At 76.2% G+C, this 21,138-nt stretch carries 8 protein-coding genes; all 8 read left to right on the top strand.

Annotation, left to right across the window (positions count from 1 at the left end):
- Window positions 1–69: 69 nt before the first annotated feature.
- The 8 genes from ACIPSC_RS12830 (at window position 70) to ddaH (ending at window position 21,028) form a co-directional block, all read left to right on the top strand.
- Window positions 70–1,899, top strand: a complete 1,830-nt coding sequence (locus ACIPSC_RS12830) for a non-ribosomal peptide synthetase (protein ID WP_400825270.1) — start codon at window positions 70–72, stop codon at window positions 1,897–1,899.
- The gene (locus ACIPSC_RS12825) at window positions 1,896–2,726 is read left to right on the top strand and encodes a thioesterase II family protein (RefSeq protein WP_400825269.1); all 831 of its coding nucleotides are present in this window, start codon (window positions 1,896–1,898) and stop codon (window positions 2,724–2,726) included. The genes ACIPSC_RS12830 and ACIPSC_RS12825 overlap by 4 nt, the downstream gene beginning before the upstream one ends.
- A gap of 82 nt (window positions 2,727–2,808) precedes the next feature.
- Window positions 2,809–3,996: a cytochrome P450 gene (locus tag ACIPSC_RS12820; RefSeq protein ID WP_400825267.1), complete on the top strand. Its 1,188-nt coding sequence runs from the start codon at window positions 2,809–2,811 to the stop codon at window positions 3,994–3,996.
- A gap of 134 nt (window positions 3,997–4,130) precedes the next feature.
- Window positions 4,131–4,340, top strand: coding sequence for an MbtH family protein (locus ACIPSC_RS12815; RefSeq protein ID WP_238861905.1), 210 nt, complete (start codon window positions 4,131–4,133; stop codon window positions 4,338–4,340).
- 7 nt (window positions 4,341–4,347) lie between these two features.
- Complete coding sequence (locus tag ACIPSC_RS12810) at window positions 4,348–5,343, top strand: TauD/TfdA family dioxygenase (RefSeq protein WP_400825266.1); 996 nt, start codon at window positions 4,348–4,350, stop codon at window positions 5,341–5,343.
- 44 nt (window positions 5,344–5,387) lie between these two features.
- Entirely contained in the window at window positions 5,388–18,821 is a 13,434-nt protein-coding gene (locus ACIPSC_RS12805; RefSeq protein ID WP_400825265.1) for an amino acid adenylation domain-containing protein, read from the top strand.
- Between the two features lie 6 nt (window positions 18,822–18,827).
- On the top strand, window positions 18,828–20,114 hold the full coding sequence (locus tag ACIPSC_RS12800) for an MFS transporter (RefSeq protein WP_400825263.1): 1,287 nt from the start codon (window positions 18,828–18,830) through the stop codon (window positions 20,112–20,114).
- A 32-nt stretch (window positions 20,115–20,146) separates the two neighbouring features.
- Window positions 20,147–21,028: a dimethylargininase gene (gene ddaH, locus ACIPSC_RS12795; RefSeq protein ID WP_400825260.1), complete on the top strand. Its 882-nt coding sequence runs from the start codon at window positions 20,147–20,149 to the stop codon at window positions 21,026–21,028.
- The last annotated feature ends 110 nt before the right edge of the window (window positions 21,029–21,138 follow it).

Below are 21,138 nucleotides of genomic sequence, written 5' to 3'. Positions count from 1 at the left end.
ACCGCGGCCCCGTACGACCGCGTCGGCCCCGACGCGCCACCACTCACCCCGACCGAGGAGCACCCCCGCATGACCACCACCGCCGAACCGGCCGCCACCGTCCGCCCCACCGCCCCCGCGGCCGCCCCCGCCGACCTGCTCGCCCGCCTGCGCGCCGCCGTCGCCGCCCACCCCGACCGGGTCGCCGTGCACGCCGTCGACGGCAGCCTCGACTTCGCCGCCCTGGACCGGCGGACCGCCGACCTGGCCCGCGCCCTGCGCGCCCGGGGCGTGCGGCGCGGCGACCGGGTCGGCATCCACCTGACCCGCACCGCCGACCTGCCGGTCGCGCTGCTCGCCGCCTGGCGGGCCGGCGCCGCGTACGTCCCGCTCGACCCGGCCTACCCGGCCGAGCGGATCGCCTTCATGGCCGCCGACGCCGGCCTCGCGGCCGTGGTCAGCACCGACGCCGCGCCGCCCGTCCCGGCCGGCGTCCCGGTGCTCCGCCCGGACGCCGCGGCGGCGGACACCCCGGACGGCGAGGCCGCGGACGCCGCGGCGGACTTCACCCCGGACCCGCTCGACTCCGCCTACGTCATCTACACCTCCGGCTCCACCGGCCGCCCCAAGGGCGTCGAGGTGCCGCACGGCGCCGTCGCCCACCTGGCCACCGCGCTGGAGCGCAGCGGCGCCTACCGCCCCGAGCCCGCCGTGGTCGGCTGGAACGCCAGCGTCTCCTTCGACGCCTCCGTCCAGCAGTGGGTCCGGATCTGCCGGGGCGACACCCTGGTGCTGATCGACGACGCCCGCCGGGCCGACCCGGCCCGCCTGGCCGTCCTGCTGGCCGAGCACGGCGTCACCGACCTCGACCTGACCCCCTCGCACTGGCAGCTGCTCCGCGAGCCGCTGGCCGGCGCCCGGGTGCCGCGCCTGTTCATGGGCGGCGAGCCGGTCCCCGAGCGGACCTGGCGCGAGCTGGCCGACGGCGGCATCGACGCGTTCAACCTGTACGGGCCCACCGAGTGCACCGTCGACGCGATCACTGCCCCGGTCACCGGCCCCGGCCCGCACCTGGGCGAGCCGCTGCCCGGCGTCCGCGCCCACCTGCTGGACGACCGGCTGGCCCCGGTCACCGCGCCCGGCGCGGTCGGCGAGCTGTACCTGTCCGGCCCCGGCGTGGCGCACGGCTACCCGGGCCACCCGGGGCTGACCGCCGGCCGCTTCGTGGCCGACCCGTTCACGCCGGGCACCCGGATGTACCGCACCGGCGACCAGGTCCGCCGCACCGCGGACGGCCTGCTGGAGTACGTCGGCCGGGTCGACCGCCAGGTCAAGCTGCGCGGCTTCCGGATCGAGCCGGGCGAGGTGGAGCACGCCCTGGCCGCCCTGGACGGGGTGTCCGCCGCGGCGGTCACCGTGCACGAGGCCGCGCCCGGCGACCTCCGGCTGGCCGGATACGCCGTCACCACCGCCGGAGCCGGGACCGACGCCGCCGCCCTGCTCGCCGCGCTGCGCCGGACCCTGCCCGCCCACCTGGTGCCGGCCACCGTCACCGTGCTGGACGCCCTCCCGCTCACCCCCAACGGCAAGGTCGACCACCGCGCGCTGCCCGCCCCGGCCGCCGCCGAGGAGGCCGCGCCGGCCGGCGGCATCGACGAGCAGGTCGCCGAGGTCTGGCGGACCGTGCTGGGCGTCCCCGCGGTCGAGCCCACCGACGACTTCCTCTCGCTCGGCGGCCACTCGCTCGCCGCGCTGCGCGTCGTCCACCTGCTGCGCCGCAGGCTGAACGTCGAGCTCCAGCTGCGGCACCTGCTGGACGCCGCCGACCTGGCCGCGTTCACCGCCGCCGTCCGCCGGGCCGCCGAGGCCGGCCCGGCCGCGCCGCGCCCCGCCCTGACCGCCCGCCGGGCCGCCCGATGAGCGCGGCGGCCGCGCGGCCGCGGACCGAGGGCGACTGGTTCCTCGTCCCCGCGCCCCAACCCCACCGACCGCTACGGCTGTTCTGCTTCCCGCACGCCGGCGGCGACGCCACCGCCTTCACCCCGCTGGCCCGGGCGCTCGCGCCCGCCGCCGAGGTCTGGGCGCTGCGCCCGCCGGCCCGCGGCGGCCGCAGCCGGGACCGGATGCCGCCGGACTTCGCCGCCCTGGTGGCGGCGGTCGTCGAGGCGATCACCCCGCACCTGACCGGCGGCCGGTTCGGCTTCTACGGGCAGAGCTTCGGTGCCCTGCTGGCCTACGAGGTGGCCCGCGCGCTGCCCGCCGACCGGCGCCCCGACCTGGTGGTCGCCGCCGGCGCACCCTGCCCCGCGGAGTGGGCCGAGCGGGAGAGCAAGGATCTCGACGCCACCGAACTCCTGCGCCTCACCGGCCTGGAGGAGTTGGTCCGGGCCGACCCGGACCTGGTCGAGCTGGCCCTGTCCGGCATCCGCACCGACCTCGCGGTGAGCGCCACCTTCCGCCACCGCCCGCACCCGCCGATCGGCTCCGCGCTGTACGCGCTGGCCGGCGCCGACGACCCGATGCTCGGCACCACCGACCTCACCGGCTGGGCCGCCTTCACCGGCGGCGCGTTCGGCCACCACGTCCTGCCCGGCGGGCACCTGCTGGCCACCGTCGACCGGCCCGGCCCGGTGGCCCTGCTGTCCTCGCTGCTGGCCGCCGCACCGGCCCGGCCCGCGGCCGACCGGGTCCGCGCCCCGGCGCCGGCCCGGCCGCCGCTGCGGCCCGCCGTCCGGCCCCGACCATGAGGGCCGACCGCACCCGGCCCCGCCCCACCCCGCCCACTTTGACCCTCGGGCGCGGGCCCGAGGCCGCCCCCAGGGAGCAGTCTTGACGACCACCACCACCTCCGTCGACCTCACCGACCCGGCCCTGTGGGCCAGCCCCGACACCCCGGCGCTGGTCGCCGAGCTGCGCCGGACCGCCCCCGTGCACCGCACCGAGACCGTGGACGACGGCCCGGTCTGGTCGGTGCTGACCTACCGCGAGTCCGCGGACGTGCTGCGCAACGCCACCGTGTTCAGCTCGGAGTCCGGCTCGCTGCTGGGCTCGGGCCAGGGCAAGGTGCCGGTCGGCTCGGGCCGGATGATGGCCCTCACCGACCCGCCCCGGCATCGCGAACTGCGCGCCCCCGCCAACCCGTTCTTCTCCAAGGGCGGGGTGCGCGGCGCCGCCCGCTCGATCGCCGAGCGGGCCGGCGAGCTCTTCGACCGGGCCGTCGAGCAGGGCGAGGTGGACCTCGTCGACGTGGTCTCCGCGCTGCCGCTGGCGGTCATGTGCGACCTGCTGGACGTCCCCGAGAAGGACCGCGACATGGTGGTCCGGGTCTGCGACGTGGCCTTCCTCGGCCGCACCCCCGAGGAGCGCCGGGCCGGCCACCAGCAGCTCATCCCGTACCTGCTGCACCAGGTGATGCTGCGCCGCAGCGACCCGCGCGACGACCTGATCTCGATGATGGCGACCTACAAGGTCAACGGCCGGCTGCTGCCGGTCGAGGACGTCGTGCTCAACCTGGACAACATCGTGGTCGGCGGCGTCCAGACGGTCCGCCACACCGCCGCGATGGGCCTGCACACCCTCGTCCAGCGCCCGGACCTGTGGCGCAGCCTCCAGCAGGGCGAGGTCGACATGGACTCCGCCGTGGACGAGCTGCTGCGGTGGACCTCGGTCGGCCTGCACACGCTGCGCACCGCCAGCCGGGACGTCGAGCTGGCCGGGCGGCAGATCCGCCGCGGCGACCGGGTCGCGGTCTGGGTCTGGTCGGCCAACCGGGACCCGGAGGCCTTCGAGCGGCCCGAGGAGATCCTGCTCGACCGCTCGCCCAACAAGCACCTGGCGCTCGGGCTCGGCGCCCACTACTGCATCGGCGCGCCGCTGGCCAAGGCCGAGCTCGGCGCGCTGTACTCGGCGGCGCTGGAGAAGGCCGCCGCCATCGAGCCGGCCGGTCCGGTCGAGTACAACCGCTCGATCATCAACTTCGGTCTGGACCGCTTCCCGGTCCGCCTCACCCCGCGCTGACCGCGCGCACCGGCAGGCGCTAACTGCCGCCCACCTGCCGGGCCTTGTGCCGCTCCGGCCGCCGCGCCGCCGATAGCTTCGAAACACACCGGGGGCCGCGCCCCACCGGTCCACACCCCACCGAGGAGAGCACCATGACGAACCCGTTCGAGGACGACAACGCCGGCTACCTGGTGCTGGTCAACGACGAGAACCAGCACTCGCTCTGGCCGGTCTGGATCGACGTGCCGGCCGGCTGGACGAGCGTCCACGGGGAGGCGTCCCGCCAGGAGTGCCTCGACTGGATCGAGACCAACTGGACCGACATCCGCCCGGCCGGCCTGCTGGCCACCCTGGACCGGTGAGCGCACGATGCCGACCTGGGAGCTGACCCCCGGCCGCCCCGCCCTCACCCGGGTGCCGGCCGGCGCCGGCCTCGCCGAGGGCTGCGCCTGGCTGCGGGAGAACGAGGCCGAGCTGACCGCCGCGCTGCACGAGCACGGCACGATCTTCCTGCGCGGCCTGCCGGTGGCCTCCACCGAGGACGTCGCCGCCGTCCGCGACGTGCTGATCCCCGAGCCCACCCCGTACCGGGAGAAGGCCACCCCGCGCAGCGACTTCGGCGACGGCGTCTTCTCGTCCACCGACCTGCCGCCGGCCCAGTCGATCCGGATGCACAACGAGAACAGCTACACCCTGACCTTCCCCGGCCGGCTGCTCTTCGCCTGCCTGACCGCCCCCGAGGAGGGCGGCGCCACCCCGACCGCCGACGTCCGCAAGGTCCTGGCCCACCTGCCGGAGCACCTGGCGGCCCGCGGCCGGTCGTCCGGCTGGACGCTCACCCGCAACTACTCGGACTACGTCTCGCTCGGCTGGCGGACCGCCTTCGGCACCGAGGACCACGCCGAGGTGGAGCTGTACTGCAAGGAGAACGGCATCTCCTGGCAGTGGCAGCCGGACGGCAACCTGCGCACCAGCCAGCTGCGGCCGGCCACCGTCCACCACCCGCACACCGGCGAGGAGGTCTGGTTCAACCACCTCGCCTTCTGGAACGAGTGGTCGCTGGACCCGGACATCCGGGAGGCCATGGTCGACGAGTTCGGCCCGGACGGCCTGCCGTTCAACACCGGCTTCGGGGACGGCGAGCCGCTCTCCCGGGAGGACGTGGACGCGCTGAACGCCGCCTACGAGGCCGCCACCGTCCGCGAGACCTGGCAGGTCGGCGACGTGATGCTGGTCGACAACGTGCTCTGCGCGCACGGCCGCGACCCCTACCGCGGCGACCGGAAGATCGCCGTCGCGATGGGCCGCCCGGTCGACGTCCTGGACTGCCGCCCCACCGTGCTGCCCACGGCAGTGCCCGCCTGACGCCCCACCACCAACCGCGCCATGACGTGAGCAGAGGAAGCACCGTGATCCCGGTTTCGTACGCACAACAGCGTCTCTGGCTGATCGACCAGATCGAAGGACCGACCGCGCTCTACAACCTGCCGTTCGCGGTCCGCCTGCGCGGCTCGCTCGACACCGCCGCGCTGCGCGCAGCGACGGCGGACGTGGTCGACCGGCACGAGGCCCTGCGCACGGTGTTCCCGGTGGACGGGGGCGTCCCGGTGCAGCGGATCCTGCCGAGCGCGCAGGCGCAGCCCTCCTTCGAGACGGTGGACTGCACGCCGGCGGACTACCCCGCCCTGCGGGACCGGGCCGCCGCCGGCACCTTCGACCTGAGCGCCGAACTGCCCATCCGGGTCACGGTCTTCTCGCTCGCACCGACCGAGCACGTGCTGCTCGTCGTGCTCCACCACATCGCCGGCGACGGCTGGTCGCTCGGCCCGCTGCTGCGCGACCTCGCCACCGCCTACCGGGCCCGGCTGGCCGGCACCGCCCCCGACTGGGAGCCGCTGCCGGTCCAGTACGCCGACTACGCGCTCTGGCAGCGCGACCTGCTCGGCGACGAGACCGACCCGGACAGCCTGATGAGCCGTCAACTCGACTACTGGAGAGGAGCCCTGGCAGGAGTCCCGGAGGAGCTGGAGCTGCCGGCGGACCGCCCCCGGCCGCCCGCCCCGACCGGCGCCGCGGACGCCGTCGCCTTCGCGTACGGACCGGAGCTGCACGCCGCCCTGCTCGGCCTGGCCCGCCGGCACCGCTCCACCCTGTTCGCCGTCCTCCAGGCCGGCCTGGCCGCCCTGTTCACCCGGCTCGGCGCCGGTACCGACATCCCGCTCGGCACCGGTGTGGCGGGCCGCTCGGACGAGGCGCTGAACGACCTGGTCGGCTTCTTCGTCAACACCCTGGTGCTGCGCACCGACACCTCGGGCGACCCGTCCTTCGCCGAACTCGTCGACCGGGTCCGGGAGGCGCAGCTGGACGCCTTCGCCCACCAGGACGTGCCGTTCGAGCGGCTGGTCGAGGAGGTCAACCCGGCCCGTGCGCTCGGCCGCCACCCGCTGTTCCAGACCCTGCTCGTGCTGCAGAACCACGAGGAGGGCGAACTCGGCCTGCCCGGGCTGGAGTCGGAGTCCGAGCCGCTGGGCCTGCGGGTCGCCAAGTTCGACCTGAACATCGGCATCACCGAGCAGCGCGCCGCCGACGGCGCCCCGGCCGGTCTCACCGGCTCGGTCGAGTACGCGGCCGACCTGTACGACCGGGCCACCGTCACCACCCTGTTCGATCGGCTCGGCCGGCTGCTGGCGGCCGCGGCCGCCGACCCGCAGGCCCCGATCGGCGCCCTGGACGTGCTCGGCGCCGAGGAGCGGGCCCGGATCCTGGACGACTGGAACGCCACCGCGGCGCCCGTGCGCCCCGGCTCGCTGCCCGAGCTGTTCGAGGCGCAGGCGGCCCGCACCCCGGACGCGACCGCGCTGGTCCACGACGGCGGCACGGTCGGCTACGCCGAGCTCAACACCCGCGCCAACCGGCTCGCGCATCACCTGATCGCCTGCGGCGTCGGCCCGGAGAGCCCGGTCGCGCTGCTGATGGAGCGCTCGGTCGAGCTGGTCGTCGCCACCCTCGCGGTGCTCAAGGCCGGCGGCTGCTACGTCCCGATGCACGCGAGCCTGCCGCCCGAGCGGATGGCCGCGCTGCTCGCCGACACCGGCGCACCCGTGCTGCTCACCGACCGGGCCGACCCGGGCTTCCCGCACACCGCCGCCGTGGTCCGCCCCGGCGACGAGGCGGGCGCGCCCGAGCACGACCCCGGCCTGCCCGTCCACCCCGACCGGCTCGCCTACGTGATGTTCACCTCCGGCTCCACCGGCACCCCCAAGGGCGTCGCCGTCCGGCACCGGGACGTGGTCGACCTGGCCGCAGACCGCCGCTGGCAGGACGGCCGGCACGAGCGGATCCTGCTGCACTCCCCGCACGCCTTCGACGCCGCCACCTACGAGCTGTGGACGCCGCTGCTCGCCGGCGACAGCGTGGTGGTCGCCCCGCCCGGCGGGCTGGACGCCGCCGCGCTGCACGCCGTCGCCACCCGGCACGGCGTCACCGCGGTCTTCCTCACCAAGGCGCTCTTCGACCTGGTCGCCGAGCAGGCGCCGGAGACCTTCCGCGCCCTGCGGGTGGTGCTGACCGGCGGCGAGGCCGCCTCCGGCACCCTGATGCAGCGGGTCCTCGACCACTGCCCCGACCTGCTGCTCGCCCACGTCTACGGCCCCACCGAGGCCACCACCTTCGCCACCCACCACCACCTCGTCCCGGCCGACCTGGCCGGCGCCCGGGCCCCGATCGGCGGCCCGCTCGACAACATGCGCGCGTACGTCCTGGACGCCCGGCTGCGGCCGGTGCCGCCCGGCGTGCCCGGCGAGCTGTACGTCGCCGGAGCGGGCCTGGCGCGCGGCTACTGGCGCCGCCCGGGGCTGACCGCCGAGCGCTTCGTCGCCGACCCGTACACGCCCGGCGTCCGTATGTACCGCACCGGCGACCTGGTGCGCCGCCGCGCGGACGGCGCGATCGAGTTCCTCGGCCGGATCGACGGCCAGGTCAAGGTGCGCGGCTTCCGGATCGAGCTCGGCGAGATCGAGGCCGCCCTCTCCGGCCACCCGGCCGTCCGCCAGGTCATCGTCGTCGCCCGCGAGGACCGCCCCGGCGACACCCGGCTGGTCGGCTACTGCGCGGCAGCGGACGACGACCCCGAACTCGCCGCCGAGCTGCGGCAGTTCGCCGCCCGCACGCTTCCCGGCTACATGGTCCCCGCCGCCGTGCTGGTGCTGCCGGCGCTGCCGCTCAACGCCAACGGCAAGGTCGACCGCCGCGCCCTGCCCGCCCCCGACCTCGGCGGCGACTCGACCGGCCGCGCCCCGCGCGACGAGCGCGAGCGCGCCCTGTGCGAGCTGTTCGGCGAGATCCTCGGCATCGAGGGCATCACCATCGACGACGACTTCTTCGAGCTGGGCGGCCACTCCCTGCTCGCCACCCGCCTGGTCGGCCGGGCCCGCGCCGAACTCGGCGCCGAGCTGGCCATCGCCGACCTCTTCCAGGCACCGACCGTCGCCGCCCTCACCGCCCGGCTGTCCACCGGGCCGGCCCGCCCGGCGCTGCGCCCCGAGCCCCGGCCCGAGCGGCTGCCGCTCTCCTTCGCCCAGCGCCGGCTCTGGTTCCTCGGCCAGGCCGAGGGCCCCGCCGCGACCTACAACGTCTCGCTCGCGCTGCGGCTGACCGGCCCGCTCGACGCCGCCGCCCTCGAACGCGCCCTCGGCGACGTGGCCGAGCGGCACGAGAGCCTGCGCACCGTCTTCGGCGCCCACGACGGCGTGCCCCACCAGCGGGTGCTGGCCGCCCCGCCCGCGCCGCTGCTCACCGTCACCGACCGCCCGGCCGAGGAGCTGGTCGGCCACACCTTCGACCTGGCCGTCGACGTCCCGCTGCACGCCTACCTGCGCCCGGCCGGCCCGGACGAGCACGTCCTGCTCCTGGTCATGCACCACATCGCCAGCGACGGCTGGTCGCTGCGCCCGCTCTTCCGCGACCTCGCCGAGGCCTACACGGCCCGGCTGGGCGGCGAGCGGCCGGTGTGGCAGCCGCTGCCGGTGCAGTACGCCGACTACACCCTCTGGCAGCACCGGCTGCTCGGCGCGGACTCCGACCCGCAGAGCCTGCTCGGCGGCCAGCTCGCCCACTGGCGCGAGGCCCTGGCCGGCCTGCCGGACGAGCTGGCGCTCCCGCTGGACCGCCCCCGGCCGCCGGTCGCCTCGCACCGCGGCGACGTCGTCCCGCTGGAGCTGGACGAGGCCCTGCACGCCCGGCTGGCCGCGCTGGCCGCCGAACACGGGGCGACGCTGTTCATGGTGCTCCAGGCCGCCTTCGCCACCCTGCTGCACCGCTTCGGCGCCGGTGAGGACCTGCCGATCGGCACCCCGCTGGCCGGCCGTCTGGACCAGGCGCTGGACGAGCTGGTCGGCTTCTTCGCCAACACCCTGGTGCTGCGCACCGACCTCTCCGGCCGGCCGGCCTTCGCCGAGCTGCTGGGCCGGGTCCGGGAGGCCGACCTGGCTGCCTACGCGCACCAGGACGTGCCGTTCGAGCGGCTGGTCGAGGAGCTCAACCCGGCCCGCACGCTGGCCCGGCACCCGCTCTTCCAGGTGATGATCGCCTTCGACAACACCGCCGGCGGCGGCCCGGAGTTCCCCGGCACCCGCGCCGCGTACGAGCCGCTGGGCCTGCCCACCACCGCCTTCGACCTCACCCTCAACCTCTCCGAGCGACACCACCCGGACGGCTCCCCGGCCGGCCTGGACGGCGGCCTGGAGTTCGCCACCGACCTGTTCGAGCGGAGCACCGCCGAGCGGCTCGCCGCCGCGCTCGCCCTGATCCTGCGCCAGGTCGCCGCCGACCCGCACCGCCCGGTCGCCGACCTGGAGGTGCTGGACGAGGACGGCCGGGCCGCCCTGGCCCGCTGGCACGACACCAACCGGCCGGGCGCCGACACCCTCGTCCCGGCCGCCTTCGCCGCCCAGGCCGCGGCCACGCCCGACGCCGTCGCCCTGGTCTTCGGGGAGACCCGGCTCAGCTACGCCGAGCTGGACGCCCGGGCCGACCGGCTGGCGCACGACCTGGCGGCCGCCGGGGTCGGCCCGGACGCGGTGGTCGCCCTGGCGCTGCCCCGCTCCGCCGAGTCGGTGGTCGCGGTGCTCGCCGTGCTGAAGGCCGGCGCCGCCTTCCTGCCGCTGGACGCCGACTACCCGCGGGACCGGATCGCCCACATGCTGGCCGACGCCCGCCCGGCCGCCGTGCTCACCACCGACGGCTGGCCGCTGCCCGACGTCCTGGACGGCCTGCCGGTCATCCTGGCCGACGACGCGGCCCGGGCCGACGACCGGGCCGACCGGCCCGCCGGCGCCCCGCCGGTGCGGATCGGCCCCGACCACGCCGCCTACGTCATCTACACCTCCGGCTCCACCGGCCGCCCCAAGGGCGTCGTGGTCCGCCACGGCGGCCTGGCCAACCTGCTCGCCTTCCACCGCGCCGAGACCGTCGGCGCCGCCGAACGGGCCCACCCGGGCCGCCGGTTCAGGTTCGCCCAGGTCGGCTCGCTCTCCTTCGACACCGCACTCGAATCGCTGCTCTGGATGGTCGCCGGGCACGAGCTCCACCTGCTCGACGACGAGCTGCGCCGCGACGCCTCCGCCGTCGTGCGCCACGCCGAGCAGGCCGGCGTCGACGTCTTCGACCTCACCCCCGGCCACGCCGAGCGGCTGGTCGAGGAGGGCCTGCTGACCCGCTGCCGGCCCGCGCTGGTGATGGTCGGCGGCGAGGCCGTCGGCCAGGCCCTGTGGACCGCCCTGACCGCCGCCCCGGACACCGTGGCGCTCAACATGTACGGCCCCACCGAGTGCACCGTCGACGCGGTGTTCCACCGGCTGGACGGCGCCGAGCGCCCGCTGATCGGCCGCCCGCTTCCCAACCTGCGCGCCCACGTCCTGGACGCGGCCCTGCGGCCGGTGCCCGCCGGTGTCCCCGGCGAGCTCTACCTGAGCGGCGCCGGCCTGGCCCGCGGATACCTCGGCCGCCCCGGCCTGACCGCCGAGCGCTTCGTCGCGAACCCGCACACGCCGGGAACTGGGCCCCTCCTGCCCGGCGGCGGGCAAGGAGGGAGGATGTACCGCACCGGCGACCTGGTCCGCCGCCGCGCCGACGGCGAGATCGAGTTCCTGGGCCGCACCGACCACCAGGTCAAGGTGCGCGGCTTCCGGATCGAGCTCGGCGAGATCGAGGCCGTCCTCACCGCCCACCCGGACGTCCTGCGGGCCGCCGTGCTGCCGTACGAGGACGGCACCGCCGGCACCCGGCTGGTCGCCTATGCGGTCGGCGCCCCGGACCTCGACCCGGCCGCGCTGCGCGCCCACGCCGGCGCCGCCCTGCCCGACTACATGGTGCCGGCCGCCGTGGTGACGCTGGCCGAGCTGCCGCTCACCGTCAACGGCAAGCTGGACCGGGCCGCGCTGCCGGCCCCCGACTTCACCGCGACCGCCGGCGGCCGGGCCCCCCGCACGGCGCGCGAGGAGATCCTCTGCGGGCTCTTCGGCGAACTCCTCGGCGTCGAGGGCGTCACCGTCGACGACGACTTCTTCGCCCTCGGCGGCCACTCGCTGCTCGCCACCAAGCTGCTGAGCCGGGTCCGCGCCGCCCTCGGAGCCGAGTTGGGCATCCGGGACGTCTTCGAGGCACCGACCGTGGCCGGCCTCGCCCAGCGGCTGGACGGCGCCGAGGCCCGCCTCCCGCTCACCGCCGGCCGGGCCCGGCCGGAGCTGGTGCCGCTCTCCTTCGCCCAGCAGCGGCTCTGGCTGATCGACCGGATGGAGGGCCCGAGCGCGCTCTACAACATGCCGCTCGCCCTGCGCCTGACCGGCGGACTCGACACCGACGCGCTGGCCACCGCCCTCGGCGACCTGGCCGGCCGGCACGAGGTCCTGCGCACGGTGATAGCCGAGCACGACGGCGAGCCGCACCAGCTCATCCTGCCGCCCGCCGCGAAGCTGCCGCTCGAACTGCTGGACTGCGCACCGGAGTCGGTGGACGCCGAGGTCGACCGGCTCGCCCGGCGCCCGTTCGACCTGGCCGCCGAGGCCCCGATCCGCGCCACCCTGCTCCGGATCGCGCCCGAGGACCACGTGCTGGTGGTCGCCCTGCACCACATCGCCGGCGACGGCTGGTCGATGGGCCCGCTGCTCACCGACCTCGCCGAGGCCTACACGCTCCGCCTCGGCGGCGAGCGCCCCGCCCGGCAGCCGCTGCCGGTCCAGTACGCCGACTACGCACTCTGGCAGCGCGACCTGCTCGGCGACGAGAGCGACCCGGAGAGCCTGATCTCACGTCAGCTCACCTACTGGCGCGAGACGCTGGCCGATCTCCCCGAGGAGCTCGCGCTCCCGGTGGACCGCCCGCGCGGCACCCGCTCCGACCACCGCGGCGACCGGGTGGCCCTGCCGATCGACGCCGAACTGCACCGCCGCCTCGTCGAGCTGTCACGCGAGCACCGGGTCACCCTGTTCATGACCTTCCAGGCCGCGCTGGCCGCACTGCTCACCCGGCTCGGCGCCGGCACCGACGTGCCGATCGGCTCGGTGGTCGCCGGCCGCTCCGACGAAGCGCTGGACGACCTGGTCGGCTTCTTCATCAACACCCTGGTGCTGCGCACCGACACCTCCGGCGACCCGACCTTCGCCGAACTGCTCGGCCGGGTCCGGGAGACCGGCCTCGGCGCCTACGCCCACCAGGACGTGCCGTTCGAGCGGCTGGTCGAGGAGCTCAACCCGGCCCGATCGCTCGCCCGGCACCCGCTCTTCCAGGTGGCGATGGTCCTGCAGTCCAACGCCGAGGCCGAGTTGGAGCTGGCCGGGCTGCGCGCCGAGGCGCTGCCGGCCGGCACCGGGGTCGCCAAGTTCGACCTCAACGTGACCCTGGAGGAGTTCTTCGGGCCCGACGGCGCCCCCGCCGGGCTGGACTGCGCGATCGACTTCGCCACCGACCTGTTCGACCGGGAGACCGCCGAGTCGCTGGCGGCCCGCTTCGGGCGCCTGCTCACCGCCGTGGCCGCCGCGCCCGGGCGCCGGATCGGCCGGGTCGACCTGCTCGCCGAGGACGAGCGCGCCGGCCTGCTGGGCGGCCACCGGCCGCTGCCGGCCGGCCTGCCGCTGGTCCCGGCAGCCTTCGCCGAGCGCGTCGCGCAGACCCCCGACCTGACCGCCCTGGTCTTCGAGGGCACCCGGCTGACCTACGCCCGGCTGGACGCCCGGGCCAACCGGCTGGCGCACGGCCTGGCGGCCGCCGGGGTCGGCCCGGAGTCGGTGGTCGCGCTCGCCCTGCCCCGCTCGGTGGACACCGTGGTCGCCCAGCTGGCGGTGCTCAAGGCCGGCGCCGCCTTCCTCCCGCTGGACGCCGAGTACCCGCGCGAGCGCACCGCCCACATGCTCGCCGACGCCCGCCCGGCCGCGGTGCTCACCACCGACGGCTGGCCGCTGCCCGACGTCCTGGACGGCCTGCGCGTGCTGCGCACCGACGAGGAGCTGTGGGCGGCGCAGCCCGCCGACGCACTCCCCGTCCGGGTCGGCCCGGCGCACGCCGCCTACGTGATCTACACCTCCGGCTCCACCGGCCTGCCCAAGGGCGTGGTGGTGAGCCACGGTTCGATCGCCGGGCTGCTGGCCGCGCACCAGGCCGAGACGTTCGGCGAGCCCGAGCGGATGCACGGCCGGCTCCGCGCCGCGCTGACCGCCTCGCTCTGCTTCGACGCCTCCTGGAACAGCCTGCTCTGGATGGTCGCCGGCCACGAGCTGCACCTGATCGGCAACGACCTGCGCCGGGATCCGGCGGCCCTGGTCCGGCACCTGCGGGCGGTCGGCGTCGACGCCCTCAACCTCACCCCGTCCTACGCCGAACAGCTCATCGCCGAGGGCCTGCTGGACGCGCCCGCACCGCGCGTGGTGCTGCTCGGCGGGGAGCCGATCGGCCGGGCGCTCTGGACCCGCCTGCGCGAGGCCCCGCACACCACCGGCCACAACCTGTACGGGCCCACCGAGTGCACCGTCGACACCCTGCTCCAGGCCTACGCCGGCTCCGAGCGGCCGTCCCTCGGCCACACCGTGCTCGGCACCCGCGCCCACGTCCTGGACGAGCACCTGAACCCCGTCCCCGTCGGCGTCCCCGGCGAGCTCTACCTGGCCGGGGACAGCCTGGCCCGCGGCTACCTCGGCCGCCCCGGCCTGACCGCCGAGCGCTTCGTCGCGAACCCGTTCGCGGCCGGCACCCGGATGTACCGCACCGGCGACCTGGTCCGGCGCACCCGCGGCGGCGGCCTCGACTACCTCGGCCGCACCGACCACCAGGTCAAGGTGCGCGGCTTCCGGATCGAGCCGGGCGAGATCGAGCAGGTGCTGACCCGCCACGAGGCCGTCCGCCAGACGGTGGTCGTGCTGCACGAGGCCGACGGCGACCGCCGGCTCGTCGGCTACTGCGCGACGGCCGCGCCGAGCCCCGAACTCGCGCTCGAACTGCGGCGGTTCGCTGCCGAGACGCTGCCCGGCCACATGGTCCCGGCCGCCGTGGTCACCCTCGCCGCACTGCCGCTGACCGGCAGCGGCAAGGTCGACCGGCGGGCCCTGCCCGCCCCGGACTTCGGGCTCTTCGCCGGCGGCCGGGCCGCCCGCACCGCCCGCGAGGAACTGCTCTGCGGCCTCTTCGCCGAGGTCCTCGGCCTGACCGCGGTCGGCATCGACGACGACTTCTTCACCCTCGGCGGCCACTCGCTGCTCGCCATCAAGCTGGTCAGCCGGGTCCGCACCGCCCTGGGCTCCGAGCTGGACATCCGGGACGTCTTCGAGGCACCGACGGTGGCCGGCCTGGCCCAGCGGCTGGACGGCGCCGGGGCCCGCCTCCCGCTCACCGCGGCCGCCGAGCGCCCCGAGCGGGTACCGCTCTCCTTCGCCCAGCGGCGGCTCTGGCTGATCGACCGGATGGAGGGCCCGAGCGCCCTCTACAACCTCCCGCTCGCCCTGCGCCTGACCGGCGCCCTCGACACGGACGCGCTGGCCGCCGCCCTGGACGACCTGGCCGCCCGGCACGAGAGCCTGCGCACCGTGATCGCCGAGCACGACGGCGAGCCCTACCAGCAGGTCGTCGAACCCGCCGCGGCCCGCGTCCCGTTCGAGCGCCGCACCGAGGCGCCGGCCGACCTCGCCGCCGCCCTGGCCGCCTGCGCCGGCCTCCCGTTCGACCTGGCCGCCGAACTGCCGGTCCGGGCCCACCTGCTCCCGCTCGCCGCCGACGAGCACCTGCTGCTCCTGGTACTGCACCACAGCGCCGGCGACGGCTGGTCGATGGGCCCGCTGATCGCCGACCTCGCCGAGGCCTACGCCGCGCGCCTCGGCGGCGAGCCGCCGGCCTGGCAGCCGCTGCCGGTCCAGTACGCCGACTACGCACTCTGGCAGCGCGACCTGCTCGGCGACGAGGCCGACCCGGAGAGCCTGATCGCTCGCCAGCTCGCCCACTGGCGCGAGGCGCTGGCCGGTCTCCCCGAGGAGCTGGCGCTCCCGGTGGACCGTCCCCGGCGCGCCGACAGTGGCCACCGCGGGGACCGGGTGGTCGTCCCGCTCGGCGCCGAACTCCACCGCGCGCTGGTCGAGTTGGCCCGCGAGCACCGGGTGACGATGTTCATGACGCTGCAGGCCGGCCTGGCCGCGCTGCTCACCCGGCTCGGCGCCGGCACCGACGTGCCGATCGGCTCGGTGGTCGCCGGCCGCTCCGACGAAGCGCTGGACGACCTGGTCGGCTTCTTCGTCAACACCCTGGTGCTGCGCACCGACACCTCCGGCGACCCGACCTTCGCCGAACTGCTGCGCCGGGTCCGGGAGACCCAGCTGGACGCCCACGCCCACCAGGACGTGCCGTTCGAGCGTCTCGTCGAGGAGCTCAACCCGGCCCGCTCGCTGGCCCGCCACCCGCTCTTCCAGGTGATGCTGCTGCTCCAGGGCGGCACCGGCGGCGAACCGCTCGACCTGGCCGGCCTGCGCGCCGAGGTCGAACCGGTCGGCGGCTACGCGGCCAAGTTCGACCTCTCCATCGGCATGGGCGAGTCCTTCGACGCCGACGGCGCCCCCGCCGGCCTGGAGTGCGCGATCGACTTCGCCACCGACCTGTTCGACCGGGAGACCGCCGAGTCCATCGCCGTCCGCTACGGCCGCCTGCTCGCCGCGGTGGCCGCCGACCCGGCGCAGCCGATCGGCCGGGCCGACCTGCTCGCCGAGGACGAGCGTGCCGAGCTGCTGGCCCCCGGGGCCGGCCTGCCGGATGGACTGCCGCTGCTGCCCGCCGCCTTCGAGGCGCAGGCCGTCCGCACCCCGGACGCCGTCGCGCTGGTCGCCGGCCCGGCCGCGCTGACCTACGCCGAGCTGAACGCCCGCGCCAACCGCCTCGCCCACCGCCTGATCGCGGCGGGCGCCGGCCCGGACGCGGTGGTCGCCCTGGCGCTGCCGCGCTCCGCCGAGACCGTGGTCGCCCTGCTCGCGGTGCTCAAGGCGGGTGCCGCCTCGCTCCCGCTGGACGCCGAGTACCCGGCCGACCGGACCGCCGCCATGCTGGCGGACGCCGCGCCCGCCCTCGTCCTCACCGACGACCGCTGGCCGCTGCCCGAGCTGCTGGACGGCCTGCCCGTCCACCGCCTCGACCGGGCCGGCACCGGCCACCCCGCCGACGCCGGCCACCCCGCCGACCACGGCCGCTCCGCCGACTCCGGGAGCGCGACGGCCGACCCGGCCCCGCGCGCCACCGCGGCCGACGCCGCCTACGTGATCTACACCTCCGGCTCCACCGGCCGCCCCAAGGGCGTGGTGGTGGCCCACGGCTCGATCGCCGCGCTGCTCGCCGCGCACCGGGCCGGCCCGATCGGGGCCGCAGAACGCGCCCACGGCCGGCTCAAGGTCGCCCTCACCGCCTCGCTCTGCTTCGACGCCTCCTGGGACGGCCTGCTCTGGATGATCGCCGGCCACGAGCTGCACCTGGTCGCCGACGACGTCCGCCGCGACGCCGCCGCACTGGTCGGGCACATCCGCACGGAGCGGATCGGCGTCCTGGAGGTCACCCCCTCCTACGCCGAACTGCTACTGGAAGAGGGCCTGTTGAACACCCCCGCGCCGCAGCTGGTGCTGCTCGGCGGCGAGGCCGTCGGCCAGGCACTCTGGACCCGGCTGCGCGAGGCCCCGCACACCGCCGGCCACAACCTCTACGGGCCCACCGAGTCCACCGTCGACGCCCTCACCCAGCCGTTCGCGGACACCGAGCGGCCCTCGCTCGGCCGGCCCGTGCCCGGCACCCGCGCCCTCGTCCTGGACGAGCACCTGAACCCCGTCCCGGCCGGTGTCCCCGGCGAGCTCTACCTGAGCGGCGCCGGCCTGGCCCGCGGCTACCTCGGCCGCCCCGGCCTGACCGCCGAGCGCTTCGTCGCGAACCCGTTCGCGGCCGGCACCCGGATGTACCGCACCGGCGACCTGGTCCGCCGCACCCGTGCGGGCGGGCTGGAGTACCTGGGCCGCACCGACCACCAGGTCAAGATCCGCGGCTTCCGGATCGAACCCGGCGAGATCGAGCACGTGCTGACCGGCCATCAGCTGGTCCGGGCCGCCACCGTGGTGGCCCGCGAGGACGGCACGGCCGGCCCCCGGCTGGTCGCCTACGTGGTCGCCGACGGCCCGCTCGACCCGGCCGACCTGCGCGCCTTCGCGGCCGAGTCGCTGCCCGGGTACATGCTCCCGGCCGCGTTCGTCCCGCTCGCCGCCCTGCCGCTGACCGCGAGCGGCAAGGTCGACCACCGCGCCCTGCCCGCACCGGACTTCACCGCCGCGCCGGCCGGGCGGGCCCCGCGGACCGCCCGCGAGGAACTGCTCTGCGGACTCTTCGCCGAGGTCCTCGGCCTGCCCGCGGTCTCCGTCGACGACGGCTTCTTCGACCTCGGCGGCCACTCGCTGCTGGCGATGAAGCTGCTCGGCCGGATCCGCGCCGCACTCGGCGCCGACCTCGGGATGCGGGCGCTCTTCGAGGCCCCCACCGTGGCCGGCCTGGCCCGCCGTCTCGACGCCGCCGGCCCGGCGGCCGACGCCCTGGACGTCCTGCTCCCGCTGCGCACCGGCGCACCGCACCGCGGTGACGGCACCGGCGGCAAGGCCCCGCTGTTCTGCGTCCACCCGGCCGCCGGCATCAGCTGGGTCTACTCCGGGCTGCTGCGCCACCTCGGCGCCGACCGGCCGGTCTACGGGCTCCAGGCCCGCGGCCTGCACGGCGGTTCCCCCGCCGACGTCGCCGAGATCGCCGAGGACTACGTGCGGCAGATCCGGGCCGTCCAGCCGGACGGGCCCTACCACCTGCTCGGCTGGTCCTTCGGCGCGGTGGTCGCCCAGGCGATGGCCGTCCGGCTCCAGGCCGAGGGCGGCGAGGTCGCCCTGCTGGCCCTGCTGGACGGCGCACCGGCCGCCCGGCCCGCCCTCCCCGCCGCGCCCTCCGACGAGCCCGTGGACACCCTCGCCGAGCTGCTCGCCTCGCTCGGCTACGACCCGGAGGACGGGCGCGGCCAGGCCGACCTCACCGCCCTGCTCGGCGAGGCCGCCGCCGTCCTGCCCGACGTCTTCGAGCACCACCGCAAGCTGATGGCCGAGCACGTGCCGGACCGCTACCGGGGGGACGCCGTCTTCTTCGGCGCCACCGTCGGCAAGCCCGCGGACTGGCCCTACGAGGAGGCCTGGCGGCCCTACATCGACGGCCGCATCGAGCACCACCGCGTCGCGTGCGAGCACGGCGCGATGACCCAGCCGGAGCCCGTCGCACGGATCGCCGCCGTGCTCGCCGAGAAGCTTGGAGCGTAGCCCGCCATGACCACTGTCTCCGTCGAGCCGCCCCCGCAGAAGGACCGGCCGAAGAGCCGCTGGGGCCTCTGGGCGCACAGCGACTTCCGCAAGCTCTGGATCGGTGAGACCACCAGCGGCCTCGGCACCGCCGTCGGCAACGTCGCGCTCGCCCTCGTCGCCGTCGTCACCCTGGACGCCAGCCCGTTCATGGTCGGCGTGCTGACCGCCTCCGCCTGGGTGCCCTGGCTCTTCCTCGGCCTGCTGGCCGGCGCCTGGGTGGACCGCTGGCCCCGGCTGAAGGTGATGCTGGTCTGCGACCTGCTGCTGCTGGTGCTGTTCGGCAGCGTGCCGGTGGCCGGCTGGTTCGACGCCCTGACGATGGCCCACCTGATCGCGGTGGCGGTGCTGGCCGGCTCGGTGAAGGTGTTCTTCTCCACCGCGTACAGCGCCGCCCTGCCCTCGCTGGTCGCCAAGCCCGACCTGCTGGAGGCCAACGTCAAGCTGCGCTCCGGGGAGTCCGCGGCCGAGATCGCCGGGCCCGGTGTGGCGGGCCTGCTCTCCCAGGCGTTCGGTGCGGCCAGCGGGCTGCTCGCCGACGCGGTCACCTACCTGGTCTCCGCGCTCTGCGTGGCCACCATCGAGACCGAGGAGAAGCCGCCGCCGGCCTCCGAGCGGCGCGGCATCCTGCGCGAGATCGGCGAGGGCGTCCGGTTCCTGGTCCGCGACCCGTACCTGCGCACGCTCGCCTCCTTCGCCGCGGTCGGCAACCTCGGCCTGAACGGCATCCAGGCGGTGCAGACCGTCTTCCTGGTCCGCAGCGTGGGCGTGACGCCCGGCGGCGTCGGCGCGGTCTTCGCGGTGGTGTCGATCGGCGGTCTGGCCGGGGCCGCCCTCGCCGGGCGGATCGCCCGCCGGCTGGGCACGGCGCGCGGACTGCTGCTCTGCGAGCTGGTGGTGGCGCCGTTCATCTTCCTGCTGCCGCTGGCCGGCGAGCGGCTGCCGCTGCCGGTCAGCGCGGTCGCCTGGTCGGTCGCGGTCTGCGGTGTGATCGCCGGGAACGTCATCGCCGGCAGCTTCTACCAGGCGTACTGCCCGCCCGCCATGATCGGCCGGATCCGGGCCAGCGCCTCGACCGTCAACTTCAGTGCGATCCCGCTGGGCGCCCTGCTCGGCGGCTGGCTGGGCGAGGTGCTCGGTGCCCGGACCACCATCTGGATCATGGCCGGCGTGCTCATGTCGGCCGGCGGGGTGCTGCTGGCCAGCCCGCTGCGCGGCCTGCGGAACTTCCCCGAGCGCCCCGCCTCCTCCTGACCCCCTCCCACCCTCGTCCTCCGGAGCCTGCCATGACCGCCACCACGCTGACCCGTCCCGGCTCGAACGCCGGCACCGACGCCTCCGCCTCCGGTGCTCCCGCCGCCGGTGCCCGCGCCGCCCGCCCGCGCCGGTACCTGATGTGCCGTCCGACCCACTTCGAGGTCAGCTACGCGATCAACCCGTGGATGGACCCGGCCGAGCCGGTGGACACCGACCTCGCGGTGGCCCAGTGGGAGCGGCTGTACCGGCTCTTCCGCGAGCTGGGCCACCGCGTGGACCTGATCGACCCGCTGCCCGGCCTGCCCGACATGGTCTACGCGGCGAACGGCGCCACCGTCGTCGACGGCCGGGTGCTCGGCGCCCGGTTCCGCAACGCCGAGCGGGCCGCCGAGGGGCCGGCGTACCTGGAGTGGTTCCGCGCCCGGGGGTTCGCCACCCACGACCCGGCGCACGTCAACGAGGGCGAGGGCGACATCCTGCTGACCGGCCGCTACCTGCTCGCCGGGCGCGGCTTCCGCAGCGTCTCCGCCGGGCACGCCGAGGCGCAGGAGTTCCTCGGCCGGCCGGTGATCGGCCTGGACCTCGTCGACCCGCGCTTCTACCACCTCGACACCGCGCTCAGCGTGCTGGACGGCGAGGAGATCATGTACTACCCGGGCGCGTTCTCCGCGGGCAGCCGGCGGGTGCTGCAGCAGCTCTTCCCGGACGCGGTGCTGGTGGACGAGGCGGACGCGGAGGCGTTCGGGCTCAACGTGGTCAGCGACGGCCTGCACGTCATCCACCCGGAGCCGGCCACCGGGGTGGCCGCCCGGCTGCGCGAGCGGGGCTTCCGGCCGATCGCGACGGACCTCTCCGAGCTGCTCAAGGGCGGTGGCAGCGTGAAGTGCTGCACGCTGGAGATCCGCGAGTAGCCCGGCCCCGCGAGGGCGCGCCGGGCCGGTCGCCGGTCACCTGGCCCGACACCTCGGCAGGCGGCCGACGGGCCGATCAACGAGACCGATCGACGCACGGTGCTCGTGCG

It is taken from the genome of Kitasatospora sp. NPDC090091 (genome assembly GCF_044747365.1).
Lineage (GTDB): Bacteria > Actinomycetota > Actinomycetes > Streptomycetales > Streptomycetaceae > Kitasatospora.
The sequence above is the reverse complement of the archived record's forward strand: the minus strand, read 5'-3'. Positions and strand labels throughout refer to the sequence as shown.